This is a genomic window from Streptomyces sp. NPDC058279, assembly GCF_042881255.1.
Lineage (GTDB): Bacteria > Actinomycetota > Actinomycetes > Streptomycetales > Streptomycetaceae > Streptomyces.
The window spans coordinates 116,130-130,500 of the sequence record NZ_JBHVYA010000008.1 but is presented as its reverse complement, the minus strand read 5'-3'; the positions used below and the strand labels follow the sequence as shown (position 1 = coordinate 130,500).

Here is a 14,371-nt window from a genome sequence, read left to right as displayed (position 1 = left end):
GGGGCACGCGCGCAGCCTCCCCTTTACGCCTGATCGGACGCCGGCCGGGCCGATCCGGCCCCGCCGGCGATTGAAGCGCGGGGTCTGGGGCGGAGCCCCAGGAATCCCGGCGGGGCCGGGGCCGCGCGGCGCAACGGCGCCGCGCCCGAATCCCGGGGCCGCGCCTCACACCCCCCGTCCGAACAGCGGGCCCAGCACCAGCTCCGCCGCCCCCTCCGCCACCCCGGCCCGGGCCACGGCCACCAACGGTGCGCCCCCGATCCGCCGCCGGGCCAGCACCGCCCGGACCCCTTCCACGAACACCTCCGGCTCCGCCTCCACCACCCGCCCGCCCAGCAGCACCCGGTCCACGTCCAGCAGCGCGACCACGTTCGCCGCCCCCTCCCCCAGTACCCGCGCGGCTCCCGCCAGGTCTCCCCGCTCCAGCGCCGCCAGGCACAGCGCCTCGGCGCAGCCCCGCCCCCCGCACCGGCACGGCGGTCCGTCCAGCTCCAGCACCTGGTGCCCGAACTCCCCCGCCAGCGAGCGGGGCCCCCGGAACACCGAGCCGTCCAGCCGCAGCCCCGCCCCCAGACCGGTCCCGAGGTGCAGGTACACACAGTTGCCCGCCTCGTGCCCGGCCGCCGCCGCCACCCCCGCGTTCGTGTCCTTGTCCACCACCACCGCCAAGGCCCCCGCCGAGGGCCCCGCCCCCGCCGGCGCCCCCGACAGGGCCGCCGCCAGCGCCTCCCGCAGCGGGAACCCCTCCCACTCCGGGAACCCGGTCACCCTCCCCGGCACCCCGTCCCGCCAGTCCAGCGGACCGGGCGCCGCCACGCCCACCCCGAGCAGCGGCGCCCCGGCCCCGCCCGGGTCGCAAACCCGTACGACCGCCCGTAGCACCGCCGCCACCGCCGCGTCCGGCCCCGCCGCGAAGTCCAGCGGGCCGCGCCGGCGTGCGACGACGCCTCCCGTCAGGTCGACCCGTACGGCGGTCAGCTCATCACGGTCGAGGTGCACGCCGACCGCGTGCCGGGCGTCCGGCACCAGCCGCAGCAGGGTCCGCGGCTTGCCTCCCGTGGACGCGCTCCGGCCGGCCTCGGCCACCAGCCCCTCCGCCGCGAGCCGCGCCGTGATCTTGCTGACCGCTTGCGGGGTGAGTCCCGTACGGTCGGCGAGGTCCGCGCGGCCCAGTCCGCCGGGTCCCGCACCGCGCAGCAGGCCGAGGAGCAGCGCCTCGTTGTGCCCGCGCACCGCCGGCAGGTTCACCCCGCCCCGGCTCCCGTCCTGGCTGTCGCCCTGGCCTGCGCCCCGGCCCCCGCCGTCCCGATTGCCCCGGTTCACCCCGCCGCCTCTCCTTGCACTTACGCAACACTGTTGCCAAAGTATGACCCATGCCCCTCAACGCCACCTCCCCCCTCCGTGTCGGACTCGTCGGCTACGGACTGGCCGGTTCCGTCTTCCACGCCCCCCTCGTCACCGCCACCGAAGGGCTGGTCCTCGACGCGGTCGTCACCTCCGACCCCGACCGTCGGGCCCAAGCGCGCGCGGCGTACCCCGACATCCGGATCGCCGACTCCGCGGCCGAACTCTGGGAAGGCGGGGACGGAGCCGAGTCCGTCGACCTCGTCGTCATCGCCTCCCCCAACAAGACGCACGTCCCGCTGGCCCGGGCCGCCCTCACCGCCGGGGTCCCCGTCGTCGTCGACAAGCCGCTGGCCGCCACCGCCGCCGAGGCGGAGGAACTCGCCGCGCTCGCCGAGCGGACCGGCACCTTCCTGTCCGTCTTCCAGAACCGCCGCTGGGACAACGACTTCCTCACCCTGCGCCGGCTCCTCGCCGACGGCGAACTCGGCGACGTCCAGCGCTTCGAGTCCCGCTTCGAGCGCTGGCGGCCGCAGCTCAAGGGCGGCTGGCGGGAATCGGGGGCGCCGCAGGAGATCGGCGGCCTGCTCTACGACCTCGGCAGCCACGTGGTCGACCAGGCGCTGGTGCTCTTCGGTCCGGCCGTACGGGTCTACGCGGAGACCGACGTGCGCCGTGCGGGCGCGGAGGCGGACGACGACACCTTCATCGCGATCACCCACGTGGGCGGCGTGCGCTCGCACCTGTACGTCAGCGCGACCACCGCCCAGCTCGGTCCGCGCTTTCGTGTGCTCGGCTCGCGCGCCGGCTACGTGAAGTACGGCCTGGACCCGCAGGAGGCCGCGCTGCGCGAGGGACTGCGGCCGGGTGCGGGCGACGGCCAGGCGTGGGGCGTGGAGCCCGAGCACCTGTGGGGCCGACTGGGAGCCGGGGAATCGCCGCTGACCGGCGGCGGAGCCCCGGTGCCGACCGCGCCGGGCGACTATCCGGCGTACTACGCGGCGGTGGCCGCCGCCCTGCGCGAGGGCGGACCGGCCCCGGTGACGGCGCGTGAGGCGGCGCACTGCCTGGCCGTATTGGAGGCGGCCCGCCGGTCCTCGCGCGAGGGCGTCACGGTCACGCTCGCGCCCGCCGACCCGGCGTAGGAACGGTCGCGCGGCCGGCGCAGCAGCGGCTGAGCGGCGGGCGCGGGAACCGCCGGCGCAGGACTGCCGGGACGCGAGCCGTCGGCGTGGGCCGGGTGGCCTCCCGCCTGCCGGCCAGGGCCGGCAGGCGGGAGGGGCGGGCCGCCCCCCGGGGGTCCGCCCCTCCCACGCCGCCGACCCGGCCGCCGGTATCGGTCACGCGCCCTTGAACTCCTGGCGCTGCCGCCCGAGGCCGTCGATCTCGACCTCGACGACGTCACCGGCGCGGAGGTACGGCTTGGGTTCCGGCTGACCCATGGCCACGCCCGCCGGGGTGCCGGTGACGATGACGTCACCGGGGTAGAGGGTCATGAACTGGCTCAGGTACCGGACGACCTCGCCGACCGGGAAGATCTGGTCCGAGGTGTTGCCGTCCTGCTTGAGTTCGCCGTTGACCCAGAGCCGGACACCGAGGTCCTGCGGGTCGGGGATCTCGTCGGCGGTCACCAGCCAGGGGCCGAGCGGGGTGAACGTCTCGCAGTTCTTCCCCTTGTCCCAGGTACCGCCGCGCTCCGTCTGGAACTCGCGCTCCGACACGTCGTTGACGAGCGTGTACCCGCCCACGTGCGCCAGGCCCTCCTCGGCGGAGGCGAGGTAGCGGGCGGTGGCGCCGATGACGACGCCCAGCTCGGCCTCCCAGTCCGTCTTCACGCTGCCGCGCGGGATCAGGACGGTGTCGTCCGGGCCGACGACCGTGTCCGGCGCCTTGAGGAACAGGATCGGTTCCGCCGGCGGCTCCGCGCCGACCTCGGCGGCGTGCCCGAAGTAGTTCAGTCCGATGCCCACGACCTTGCCGATGCGGCCGATCGGCGACCCCACGCGCAGCCCTTCCGCGTCGAGCGCGGGGAGTCCCCCGGGCGCCGCCGCCGCGTCCCGCACCCGGGACAGCGCGGAGTCGTCGGCGAGGAGCGCGCCGTCCACATCCGTGATCAGCCCGGACAGGTCCCGAAGGGTTCCGTCCTGGTCGAGCAGCGCGGGGCGCTCCGACCCGACGGGTCCTACACGCAGCAGCTTCATGGGCATTCTCCCGTGGTCGAGGGTGGTCGGCCCATGGGCATGCCCCGGGCCGGACGATGGGTTGCGGCCATCGGAGGATTGGCCGATCCTCCAAGATGTCCGGCCAATCCGCAAGACCCTGTTCACGGACTGGAACGCCGCCCTCCGTGCGCCTCGCCGTCACCGCCCGCCCGCACCCGCCCCGGGTCAGCCGCCGCGGCACCCGCCGACCCCGCCGCCCGCTCCCTCAGCCGCGCTCCGGCGCCGGGCGCCGTTGCAGCCAGGCCCGCTCGGCGACCGACCAGGCGGTGGTGGTCAGCAGGTAGAGCCCGGCGGCGAGCGGCACCACGGCGGCGGTGATCAGCGTCCCGAACGACAACAGGGGCAGTGCGCCGCCCAGCTTCCGCATCGCCGCCTGTTGCTCGGTGGTCAGCGCCGCCGCGCCGGCGCCCGGCAGCCCCCGGCCCGCGACCGCGACCTTCGCGCCGGCCGCGCCCCCACCACCGGTCCCGGCCCCGGCGTCGGAGGCCAGTGCCGCCCGACGCCCGCGGACCGCGCTCCAGGCGGCCACGGCCGCGATCGCCGCGAACAGGCCGAGGAACACCAACCCCGGCGCCCCGAACGCCCCGCCCTCGCCCAGCGCGTCGACCCACCGGCTCCCCAGGGGTGCGGCGAGCAGCCGGTGCCCCAGCAGTTCGTTGGCCGCGCCGCCGATGTCCGCGGAGGAGAAGGCGCGGTACATGACGTAGAAGACCGGCAGTTGCAACAGCGCGGGCAGGCAGCCGGCCATCGGTGTCGCGCCGCGCACGGCCGCCCGACTCAGCGGGTGCAGCGCGAGCCGTACGAGCACGGTGAACAGCACGATCGCCACAGCGGTCGCGGACTCGGCCAGCACCGGCTCCAACAGCCGGCCCAGCTGGGCAACAAGATGGATGAAAACGGACACGCGGGCCCTCCGAGGGGTCTCGTCGAACGTCGAAAGTGATGCGTTTCGGCGTGACGACCCGCGAGGGGCGACGACAGATGATCAGTGAGCGGAAAGCAAGCGCCACCGGCACGGGCCGACCGGCCCGGTCCTGTTCTGCGCGCCCCTACGCGGCCGTCGGGACGAGGCGGCCGGGGGCCCTGGGCCGCGACCGGCCGGAGGCGTCGGGGTCACGCTGCGGCAGGAACGCCGTGCGCTGTTCGCGATCACGGATCGCGGTCCGTATTCGGTGCGGCGGCACGAGCCGGACACGGCCCGCCGCCAGGGCGGCCGCGCCGACCGCGACGACCGCCGCGAGGACCACCACCACGGCGGCCGGCCCGCTCTCGCCGAGCAGCAGCCCCAGGAGGCCGCCGAGCAGCAGCAGGGTGACGCACAGCTCGACGAAACGCCCGACCATGCCGCCCACCCCTTCCGCTGCCGACCCACCCGTGAGAATCCCGTACGAACTCCCGTACCACTCACAACGCACCGGCTCACGCCGTGGTTCCCGGGTTCCCGGGTTGCCGGATTCCCGACCGCCCGTCACCGTTTCAACGTCCCCCACACCACCAGCCGGTAGGTGGACGTGTACTCCGGCGTGCAGGTGGTCAGCGTGAGGTACGCGCCGGGCGCGCTGTATCCGTACTCCGGCTTCACCACGCTGCGCGGCACCGGAGCGATCACGCCCGTGTCCCGCGCCGTCGTCTCGGGCAGGACGCGCCCCACCACGTAGGTGTACCTCTGCCCCCGCACGTCGACCGTCACCTCGTCCCCCACCCTGAGCCGGTTCAGGTACCGGAACGGCTCCCCGTGCGTGTTGCGGTGCCCGGCCAGTGCGAAGTTGCCCTCCGCGCCCGGCTGGGCGGTCCCGGGGTAGTGCCCGACGTACCCCTTGTCCAGTACGGCCTTCTTGTCGACCCCTTGCGCGACGGGTACCTCCAGCCCGAGGCGCGGGATGCGCAGCACGGCGTACGACCGGTCCCGGCCGGGCTCCGCGACCGGCCCGGCCGCCCGGGTCGGCGAGCCGGCGGAGGCCCCGGCGCCCGCCGAGGCGGACGACGACGGCCGCGCCCCGGCCGGAGCGGACGGCACCACCGCCCCCTGCGCCCCGGGCTCCTCCCGCGCATCCCCCTCGGACTCCGGCCCGGGCGTCGCCCCGGGGGCCACCCATGCCCGCTCCAGCGCCCGCACCTCGTCCCGCGCGCCCGCCAGTGCCTGCCGGTTGGTCCACCACACCTGGTGTACCACCAGCAACAACACCACCATCCCCACCGTGACGGTCAGTTCGGCGGCCGCCCACAGCACCCCCGCGAGACCGGCCCGGCGCCCCCGCCGACCGCGTCCCCGCACCACCACAGGTATGTGATCCCGCACGGGCGGCACCTTAAGACCTCCCCCGTCAACTGACCAGCGGCAGTACGGTGTGAACCATGCGCCCCGACACGCCTGCCGAGCACATCGCCGAAGCCGAGCGCCTCATCCGCACGGCGACCCGCTACCCCGAGGACCAGGAGCCCTTGCTCCTCCAGGCCGCGGCCCACCTCGAACTGGCCGACGAACGGGAACGGGCAAGCGCGCTCTACGACCGACTCCTCGCCTCCGACCCCGACGACCCGCACCTGATCAAGGCGCTCCAGGCCTCGAACCTGTGGGAGTACGGCCACGAGGCCGAGGCCCGCGCCCTGATCCAGGGCATCCGCGCGGCGGCCCCCGCCGACCCGGCCCCCTGGGAGGTCATCGCGGAAACCCTGGAGAACCACGACGAGTTGACCGCCTCGGAGGAGTGCTTCACCCAGGCGGCGACCCTCCTGATCCCGGAGAACACCCCCCTCACCCGGGCGACCACCGCCCTCCTCACGGGCCGGCACCGCGTCCGCCGCCTCCTCGGACGCCCGCACGACGAATGGGACATGGTCGCGGACACCCGCCACATCGGCCCGATCCCGCTGGACGAGCTCCACGACCCCAAGCGCATCTGGGCCCTGGGCTCCGACGACCCGGCCGAACTACGCGCCGAGATCGCCCGGCTGCGCGCCGAACTCGGCGACCGCCGCGCCGCGCTCTCCCGCCCCTTCCCGGTCGCGATCCTCCACTGGCCGCAGCGGGAACTGGCCGAGCTCCTGACGAGCTACCCGACCCTCGCCGCCGAGTACCCCTCGCACGCCCAGCACCTGGAGAGCATCGAGGCGTCCCTGCGTGCCCTGGCCGGCTCCGGCACCACCAACCTGGGCATCGTCACGGCCAGCGTCCCTTCCTACGAGGCGTTCGCCGCCTCGGAGAAGACCTCCCCCGCCTCCCCGAGCCTGCTGGCGGAGTACGCCACCACCCTGGCCGCCCGCGGCAAGGCCACCCCGTGGCCCCCGTCCGCCGCCTCCCCCTGCTGGTGCGGCTCGGGCAAGCCCTACCCCGAGTGTCACGGCGGCGACACACCGATCGTCTGACCGGGACCCGGCCTACGGGGGCGGCGGGCCCGGACGGCCGCCCCCACGCGCCTTGCCGCTTCCGCCACCGACTCGTGCTCCCACACCCGTACCGCCAACCAACCGGCCTCCGCGAGGCGGGCATCGGTGTCGCGGTCGCGGGCCCGGTTCCCCTCGATCTTCGCGCGCCAGAACTCGGGGTTGCTGCGCGGCCACGTCGCGTGGAGGGGACAGCCGTGCCAGAAGCAGCCGTCCACGAACACCGCGACCCGCGCCGGCCCGAACACGATGTCGGCCTCCCTGCGCACCCCCTTCACCGGGCGCCGGTGCACCCGGTACCGCAGTCCCGCCGCGTGCAGCGACCGCCGCAGGGCGAGTTCGATCCCGGTGTCCTTGCTCTTCTGCCGACTCATCCGGGCCCGGACGGCCGGAGTGCTCTCAAGGGGTTCCACCCCGCCATTCTCCCGGAACGGGCAGCTCCAACTGGACGTGGCCGCGGGCGTGGACGGTCGGGGGCAACGGGCGGCGCGCGGCGAGGGCGAGGAGCGCGCGTACGGGGCCTCGCGGATGCCGAGCAGGGCGAGCACGGCGCCGCCGGTCAGGGCGGCCGTCTCCCCCGAGAGCGGATCGGCGGTCGGCTCGGCGGCGTACAGGACGGCGGCGAGGGCGCGTTGCCGGTGGTCCGGGGGCCCCGTCCGGAGCAGGTAGACCCGGGGCAGTAAGCGCTGCCAGGGGCCGCCCGGGCGGGAGCGGGAGGTGATGGTGGCGTCGGGTACTCCGGCGGCCGTGGTGAGCTGGTGCCGGGTGGCCAGGTTGAGCCGGCGCCGGGCCAGCCTCCGGTGCGTCGTGGTGATCATGGCGCGGATATGCCCGGAGCCGGGACGGGATACCCCCGGTATGCCCCCAGTCAGCGGCTCGGGTGCTCCGGGGCCAGGAAGACGATCACGCCCGTCTCGGTGCCGGGAAGCGCGGCGACCTCGTGCCAGCCCAGGCGGCGGTACGTCGCCACCGTGTCCCGGGCCAGCCGTGAGGTCAGCAACCAGGCGCGCCGGTCGGGGGCGTCGGCCGTGATCTCGGTGAGCAGGGCGCGTCCGGTGCCGCGACCGCGCGCGTAGGGACGTACGGCGAGTTCGTCTATCTCCAGCGCGCCGATGAGGAGTTCCCTCACCCGCTCGGACCCGAGCTGCGCCGCGACCTGGCCGTAGGCGCGGTTCTTCGGGAAGGCGGCCGGGGTGAGCCAGCCGGTGGCGAACCCGTCGATGCCGGTCGGGGATTGGGCGAGGGCGGTACGGAAACCACGGCGCCGGGCGTCGGCGGGGAGGCGGGACGCGAACTGGCGAATGGTTTCTTCGTCTTCGTTCCACGGCGGGGCGGAGAAGACGTCGGCGTAGGCGTCGACCAGTTCGTCCACGAGGTCGAGGACGGCCTGTCCGTAGCAGATCACGATGTCCGGGCTCCTGGGACGCGTTGGCGGGGATTTTCCCGTTTGTCTAAGGAGAGTGAATTTATGCGGTCCGGGTTCCCCGCGCGGCGTATCAGGCGGATCCGGCGAGTGTGCGACAAATCGCCTCCGCGCGGTCCGTGTCGCGGGGCGCGGCGGTCGCGTTGAGCAGCCGTGGACAGAATGCTTCGGGCGGCCGGACGGGCCGCCCTCGCCTTCCTCCTCGTCCTCGGGGTGGTGGCGCTGCTGCCGGCCGCCGTGCGGGACGCGGTGCCGGACGGCCTGATCGGCGGGACGGTACTGGTGCTGGGCGGGTTGGGCGCCCGTCGGGCGGTCAGAGGGCCGCGTTAGCCTCGTAGCGGACCGATACGACGCGCGCAGGGAGTGGACGGAGTGGACATGGAGCGGGTACCGACCTCGTTGGTGGCGGCGGCCGGACTGGTGGGCGGGTACGCGGTGGCCCGCTGGAGCAAGAAGCGCCCGCTGGGCGGGGTCGTGCTGGGCGCCGCCGGGATCGCGGCGGGGCGGGAATGGCACCGACGCGGCGGCGCCCCGGCGGCGGCCGGGCTCGGCGCGCTGTACCTGGCCGGTTTCGCGGGAGCGCACCCGCTGGCCAAGAAGGTCGGCGCGTGGCCGGCCGTCCTCGGCGCGGCCGGGGTCGTGGCCGGTGCGGCCTGGGTCGTGTCCGACCGGCGCGGCTGAGGGCTGTCCCGCGATCCCGGGTGGTCGGCGCGCGGGGCCGGTCACGCCCCGAGGGCCTTCGAGATCGTGTAGATCAGGAGGCCCGCCAGCGCGCCCACCACCGTGCCGTTGATGCGGATGAACTGGAGGTCGCGGCCGATGTGGGCCTCGATCTTGCGGGAGGTGTGCTCGGCGTCCCAGGCCGCCACCGTGTCGGTGATCAGCGAGGTGATCTCCGTCCGGTAGGTGGTGACGACGTACACCAGCGCCCCCTCGATCCAGCCCTCCACCTTGTCCTGCAGCCGCCCGTCGGTCGCCAGCCGCGCGCCCAGGGACATCAGCGAGGACCGCACGCGCAGCCGCAGCTCGCTCCGCTCGTCCTCCGCCGCCGCGATGATCATCGACCGGACCGCCGCCCACGCCGAGGCGATGACGTCCTGCACCTCGCCCCGTGCCAGGATCTCCGACTTGAGCCGCTCCACCCGCTCGCGGGTCCGCGTGTCCGACTGCAGATCGGCGGCGAAGTCCGTGAGGAACCGGTCCACCGCGCCCCGCGCCGGATGCTCCGGCATGTCCCGCATCTCCGTGACGAAGCGCAGCAGCTCCTTGTAGACCCGCTCGCCCACCTTGCGGTCCACGAAGCGCGGGGTCCAGCCGGGGGCGCCGCCCTGGACCGCGTCCATGACCGAGTCGCCGTGCGTGACGAGCCAGTCGTGGGCCTTCGCGCAGACCAGGTCGACGGCGCGGTGGTGACCGCCGTCGGCGACGACCTTCTCCAGGGTCTTGCCGATCCCGGGGGCGATCTCGGCGCCCTCGGCCCGTCTCGTGATCGCCTCGCCCACGACGGCTTGGACGTCGGAGTCGCGCAGCACGGTGAGGGCGCCGCGCAGGGCCGTCGCCAGTTCCGCCGTGACCCGCTCGGCGTGCCCGGGTTGGGCCAGCCAGGCACCGAGCCGGCCGCCGATGCCGAGGGCGTGCAGCCGGGCCCTGACCACCTCCGGGGAGAGGAAGTTCTCCCCGACGAACTCCCCCAGCGACACCCCGAGCTGGTCCTTCTTCGTCGGGATGATCGCGGTGTGCGGGATGGGCAACCCCAGGGGCCGCCGGAACAGGGCCGTGACCGCGAACCAGTCCGCGAGCGCACCGACCATGCCCGCCTCGGCGGCGGCCGCGACGTAACCGGCCCAGCCGCCGGCGCCGGTGTGCTGCGCCCACTTGGCGAGCACGTAGACCAGCGCGACCAGCGTCAGCAGGCCGGTCGCGGTGGTCTTCATCCGACGAACGCCGCGGCGCCGTTCCTCGTCCGCCGCGCTGAACACGAAGGCACCCCGCGCCACGGCGGCCTTCGTACCGGGCCCTCGCCCGGTCCCGGCTGTGGCCTCGGCTCCGGTCCCGGCTGTGGTCTCGGTCCCGGCTCCGCTCTCCGCACCCTCGCGATGGTCCACGTCTTCCACGTACTCCTGCCTTCCCCCGGTGGCCGGCTATGTCTGCATAGCATCCGACCCCCGAACGGTCCGAGGAGTTCCCGGCGCGCCGGCGGGGCCCCGGGAGCCCCTTACAGCTCCTTGCGCAGCGACGGCCCGTCCACCGGCTTCGACCCCTTGGACCCCTTGAGTCCCTTGGCCCCCTTCGGCTCCTTGACCCGCACCTCCACCCCGCCCATCAGGGCCAGGCCCGTCACCACCACGCGCGGTGCGCCCGGCTCCGGCGGTTCGGGGCTCTCGCGCTGGTCGAACGCCCCCATGAACCCGATGCCCCGCACATCGACCTCCACGCCCGGCGGCACGGTGATCTCGATGCCGCCCATCACGGCCACACAGTTGATCACCACCTCGCGCTGGGCGAAGTGCGCCTCCCGCAGGTCGAGCTCCCCACCGCCCATGAACGCGAACGCGTCGAACCGCGCCGGTACCGTCCAGCGGCCCTTGCGCTGGAACCCGGACATGACGGCGATCCCCGTCGACCAGGTGCCCTCGCCGCCGATCCGGTCCGCCCACGCCGCGCCGGAACCCGCCCGCGCCACCGGGCCCTGCGAGGGCGCCGAGGCCAGGGGCGCCGCCGCCCCCACCGCGGGCAGGTCGCGGGTCAGCGGCTCCAGCTCCGCGTAGGTCCGGGATCTGTAGGCCGCGTCCAGCCGCTCCCCGAACTCCTCCATGTCGAGCCGGCCCTCGGCGACGGCGTCCCGCAGACGCTCCACCACCCGCTCCCGGTCGGCGTCCGAGGCCCTCAGCTGCGGCAGCCGATCCTCGGACGCCGGCTTCTCGGGCGCCGCCTTCTCGAACACCGGCTTCTCGAACACCGGCCTCCCGGGCGACGACTCCTCCGGCAACGACCCCTCCGTCAACGGCTTCTCCGGCCGCTCGTCATTCATGGGACCAGACTATGTACCGAGTCCGCCCGGTTGTAGGGATCGCCCCCGCACCGGACCCCGGGACCGACCCTGATTTCCCCCTACCCCTACCCCCCACCGCCCTACCCCCCGGCGTCTCACCCCCGCCCCGCGTACATCCGCGCGATGACCTCCTCGATGTCCGGCTCCCGCACCGAGAGGTCCGACAGCGGATACCCCGCCGCCAGGGCCGCCACCAGCGGCGCCGCCGACGCCTGCGCCGGGAACGCCAGCCACTGCCGGACGCCCTCCACCCGGACCACCCGCGCCCCCGGCACCTCCAGCGGCGGAAGCTCCCGCTCCAGGTCCACCACCAGCGTCCGCTCGCTCTCCCCCGCCGCCCCGGAGGCGTGCAGCCCGCCCAGCGGCCCGTCGTACATCAGGCGCCCGTGGTCGATGACCATCACTCGCTCGCACAACTGCTCGATGTCCTGGAGGTCGTGCGTCGTCAGCAGCACCGTCGTCCCGCGTTCCGCGTTCAACTGCCGCAGGAAGCCCCGTACCTTCGCCTTGCTCACCACGTCGAGCCCGATCGTCGGCTCGTCCAGGTACAACACCTCCGGATCGTGCAGCAACGCCGCCGCGATGTCCCCGCGCATCCGCTGCCCCAACGACAACTGCCGCACCGGTACGTCCAGCAGCTCCGCCAGGTCCAGCCGGTCCACGCAGCGCTCCAGGTTCGCCCGGTACCTCGCCTCCGGGATCCGGTACATCCGCCGCATCAACCCGTAGGAGTCCTTCAGCGGCAAGTCCCACCACAACGTCGTGCGCTGCCCGAACACCACACCCATCCGATGCGCCAGCCGCATCCGCTCCCGCGCCGGGTCGATGCCCGCCACGCGCAACCGGCCGCCGCTCGGGGTGAGGATCCCGGTCAGCATCTTGATCGTGGTGGACTTCCCCGCCCCGTTGGGCCCGATGTATCCGACCATCTCGCCCCGGCCGACCGTGAAACTGATCCCGTCCACGGCACTGACCTGCCGTTTCTCCCGGCGCACCAGACCCACGCGGCGCCGGACGGCGAACACCTTCTCGACCCCGTCCAACTCGATCAGCACGTCGTCGTCCCGTACGTCTCCCATACCCTCTCCTCAGCTCCCCGTGCTCCGGTACGAACGAAGTCCCGCGCGCCACGCCAGCGACGCCGGAACGCACACCGCCAAGGCCACGAGCGGACTCAGGTACGCGACCCAGCCCGGCAGCCCCAACGGATCCGGCCGCCCCAACACGTGCAGGGCCGGCAACCAGTTGACGAATGCCAGCGGGACGACGAAGGTCACCCCGCGCAACAGCTCCTTCGCGAACACCGTGGGCGGGTACTCCAACATCGTGCAGCCGCCGTACGTGAAGGAGTTGACCACCTCCGCCGCGTCACCGGCCGCGAACTGGAAGGCCGCCCCGGCCACCATCACCGCCCCGAAGATCACCGCACCTCCCAGCACCATCACCGGCACCCACAGCGCCTTCCCCACCGTCCAATCCACGTCGAGCGCCACCACCGCCCACACCAGCACCCCGAGCCCCTGCCCGATCCGCCCGCACCGGCGCAACGCGAACCGGTCCGCCGCGACCTGCGCGAGCACCGGCACCGGGCGCACCAGCATCGTGTCGAGCGAGCCGTCGCGGATGCGCGTGCCGATCCGGTCGGTGGTGCCGAGCAGCAGATTGGCCAGCCCCAGCGAGGTCGAGGCGGACCCGTACAGCAGGCCGATCTCCGGCAGGGAGAACCCGCCGAGGGCGTCCACGTGCGTGAACATGATGAAGATCGCGGCGAAGTCCAGGATCGTGATCGCCGCGTTCCCGAACACGGCCAGCAGGAAGGACGCCCGGTACGTCATGGTCGAGCGGACCCACATGGCGACGATCAACCGGTAGCCGCGCAACCCCTCCAGCACCGGACCGCGCCCCGGCTCCCGCTCCGCCACCACGACCGGCGGCCGCTCCCGCCCCCACGTCACCTCAGCCACCCTGGACCACCACCTTCCGCGTCGCGGCCGACTGCATCAACCGACCGGCCCCCAGCAGCACCAGCGCCCACCCGGCCTGGAACGCGAACGCCCGTACCGCACCGCCGGCCCCCGCGCCCTTGCCCAACAGGACGTCCAGCGGCACCTGGAGCATCGCCGCCCACGGCAGCAAGCGGACCACCTCGCCGAAGCCACCGGGGAAGACGGTCAACGGCAGCAGCATCCCGGAGAAGAAGACCGACACCAGGCCGGCCACCATGTTGATCCCGGCGCCGTCCATCAGCCAGAACGCCGCCAGCCCCACCAGGAAACGCACCGCGAACCCCACCACCAGGCCGAGCAGCACGGCCGGCAGGAACAGCAGCCAGCGCACCGGGTCCACGGGCAGCGCCACCGGGAAGGCGAGCGCCCCGGCCAGCACCGGCACCAGCCCGCGCCCCAGCAGTTGGAAGCCCGCCCGCCCCAGGTCGGCCGCCAGCCACCACAGCTGGAGGTCGGCCGGACGGTACAGGTCGACGGCGATGTCCCCCGTACGGATGCGCTCGTGGAGCTCCTCCTGGAACCCGCCGCCCAGCAGCGCGCCGGCCGCGAGCAGCGACTGGCTGACCCAGATGAACGCCAAGGCCTGCCCCTGGTCGTAGCCGCCGAGATGGGGCCGCTCGTCCCACAGCGCGATGAAGGTGTAGGCGAGGACGAAGCCGAACACGGTGTTGGTGAACACCCCGGCCGCCGTCGCCGTCCCGTAGGTGGCGTAGCGCCGGAAGCCGCCTGCCGCGACGGCCGCGTAGAGCCGTACGCGGTACGTCACCTCCCGGCCGGCCGCCCTCCGACGGTCACCCCGCTCCGCGCCCCCGCTCCCGTCCTCGCCCGCGCTCTCGTCCGCGCCCTTGTTCTCGCCCGCCGCCGCTCGCGGGCCCACTTGTCGGCGCACCGTATCCCTCCCCTTCCCAGGTCGTTCCTACGTCGGCCAAAGCGCGCGAGC

Annotated in this window: 16 protein-coding genes; 4 read left to right on the top strand and 12 right to left on the bottom strand. The window is 74.2% G+C overall.

What is annotated here, in order from left to right; translation table 11 throughout:
- Positions 1-165: 165 nt before the first annotated feature.
- The gene (locus ACFVXJ_RS17690) at positions 166-1,323 is read right to left on the bottom strand and encodes an ROK family protein (protein ID WP_389662612.1); all 1,158 of its coding nucleotides are present in this window, start codon (positions 1,321-1,323) and stop codon (positions 166-168) included.
- A 50-nt stretch (positions 1,324-1,373) separates the two neighbouring features.
- On the opposite strand from ACFVXJ_RS17690, the gene ACFVXJ_RS17685 reads away from it, so the two are divergent.
- On the top strand, positions 1,374-2,489 hold the full coding sequence (locus tag ACFVXJ_RS17685; protein ID WP_389662610.1) for a Gfo/Idh/MocA family oxidoreductase: 1,116 nt from the start codon (positions 1,374-1,376) through the stop codon (positions 2,487-2,489).
- 195 nt (positions 2,490-2,684) lie between these two features.
- On the opposite strand, the gene ACFVXJ_RS17680 is transcribed toward ACFVXJ_RS17685, so the two are convergent.
- From ACFVXJ_RS17680 to ACFVXJ_RS17665, 4 genes are all read right to left on the bottom strand, one after another.
- Positions 2,685-3,545: a fumarylacetoacetate hydrolase family protein gene (locus tag ACFVXJ_RS17680; protein WP_389662609.1), complete on the bottom strand. Its 861-nt coding sequence runs from the start codon at positions 3,543-3,545 to the stop codon at positions 2,685-2,687.
- Between the two features lie 226 nt (positions 3,546-3,771).
- Positions 3,772-4,470 (bottom strand): YidC/Oxa1 family membrane protein insertase, encoded by a 699-nt coding sequence (locus tag ACFVXJ_RS17675; protein ID WP_389662607.1) that lies wholly within the window; start codon positions 4,468-4,470, stop codon positions 3,772-3,774.
- Between the two features lie 145 nt (positions 4,471-4,615).
- Complete coding sequence (locus ACFVXJ_RS17670; RefSeq protein WP_389662605.1) at positions 4,616-4,909, bottom strand: DUF6412 domain-containing protein; 294 nt, start codon at positions 4,907-4,909, stop codon at positions 4,616-4,618.
- A gap of 125 nt (positions 4,910-5,034) precedes the next feature.
- Entirely contained in the window at positions 5,035-5,865 is an 831-nt protein-coding gene (locus tag ACFVXJ_RS17665) for a class E sortase (RefSeq protein ID WP_389662604.1), read from the bottom strand.
- A gap of 56 nt (positions 5,866-5,921) precedes the next feature.
- Here ACFVXJ_RS17665 and ACFVXJ_RS17660 point away from each other — a divergent pair, with 56 nt between their 5' ends.
- The gene (locus tag ACFVXJ_RS17660; RefSeq protein WP_389662603.1) at positions 5,922-6,932 is read left to right on the top strand and encodes a hypothetical protein; all 1,011 of its coding nucleotides are present in this window, start codon (positions 5,922-5,924) and stop codon (positions 6,930-6,932) included.
- On the opposite strand, the gene ACFVXJ_RS17655 is transcribed toward ACFVXJ_RS17660, so the two are convergent.
- Together ACFVXJ_RS17655 and ACFVXJ_RS17650 are read right to left on the bottom strand one after the other, a co-directional pair.
- On the bottom strand, positions 6,905-7,768 hold the full coding sequence (locus ACFVXJ_RS17655; protein WP_389662601.1) for a very short patch repair endonuclease: 864 nt from the start codon (positions 7,766-7,768) through the stop codon (positions 6,905-6,907). The genes ACFVXJ_RS17660 and ACFVXJ_RS17655 overlap by 28 nt on opposite strands.
- Positions 7,769-7,818: 50 nt before the next feature.
- Positions 7,819-8,355 (bottom strand): GNAT family N-acetyltransferase, encoded by a 537-nt coding sequence (locus ACFVXJ_RS17650; RefSeq protein ID WP_389662599.1) that lies wholly within the window; start codon positions 8,353-8,355, stop codon positions 7,819-7,821.
- 171 nt (positions 8,356-8,526) lie between these two features.
- Here ACFVXJ_RS17650 and ACFVXJ_RS17645 point away from each other — a divergent pair, with 171 nt between their 5' ends.
- Positions 8,527-8,703: a hypothetical protein gene (locus tag ACFVXJ_RS17645; RefSeq protein WP_361315278.1), complete on the top strand. Its 177-nt coding sequence runs from the start codon at positions 8,527-8,529 to the stop codon at positions 8,701-8,703.
- Between the two features lie 48 nt (positions 8,704-8,751).
- Positions 8,752-9,054: a hypothetical protein gene (locus ACFVXJ_RS17640; RefSeq protein WP_389662597.1), complete on the top strand. Its 303-nt coding sequence runs from the start codon at positions 8,752-8,754 to the stop codon at positions 9,052-9,054.
- A gap of 41 nt (positions 9,055-9,095) precedes the next feature.
- Here ACFVXJ_RS17640 and ACFVXJ_RS17635 read toward each other — a convergent pair whose 3' ends face one another.
- The 5 genes from ACFVXJ_RS17635 to ACFVXJ_RS17615 form a co-directional block, all read right to left on the bottom strand.
- Positions 9,096-10,370, bottom strand: coding sequence for a DUF445 domain-containing protein (locus tag ACFVXJ_RS17635; RefSeq protein WP_389662856.1), 1,275 nt, complete (start codon positions 10,368-10,370; stop codon positions 9,096-9,098).
- Between the two features lie 218 nt (positions 10,371-10,588).
- The gene (locus ACFVXJ_RS17630; RefSeq protein WP_389662595.1) at positions 10,589-11,404 is read right to left on the bottom strand and encodes a DUF1707 domain-containing protein; all 816 of its coding nucleotides are present in this window, start codon (positions 11,402-11,404) and stop codon (positions 10,589-10,591) included.
- Between the two features lie 116 nt (positions 11,405-11,520).
- Complete coding sequence (locus ACFVXJ_RS17625) at positions 11,521-12,504, bottom strand: ATP-binding cassette domain-containing protein (RefSeq protein WP_389662594.1); 984 nt, start codon at positions 12,502-12,504, stop codon at positions 11,521-11,523.
- 9 nt (positions 12,505-12,513) lie between these two features.
- Entirely contained in the window at positions 12,514-13,389 is an 876-nt protein-coding gene (locus ACFVXJ_RS17620) for an ABC transporter permease (RefSeq protein WP_389662592.1), read from the bottom strand.
- The gene (locus tag ACFVXJ_RS17615; RefSeq protein WP_389662854.1) at positions 13,382-14,197 is read right to left on the bottom strand and encodes an ABC transporter permease; all 816 of its coding nucleotides are present in this window, start codon (positions 14,195-14,197) and stop codon (positions 13,382-13,384) included. Before ACFVXJ_RS17615 ends, ACFVXJ_RS17620 begins: the two co-directional genes overlap by 8 nt.
- Between the last annotated feature and the right edge of the window lie 174 nt (positions 14,198-14,371).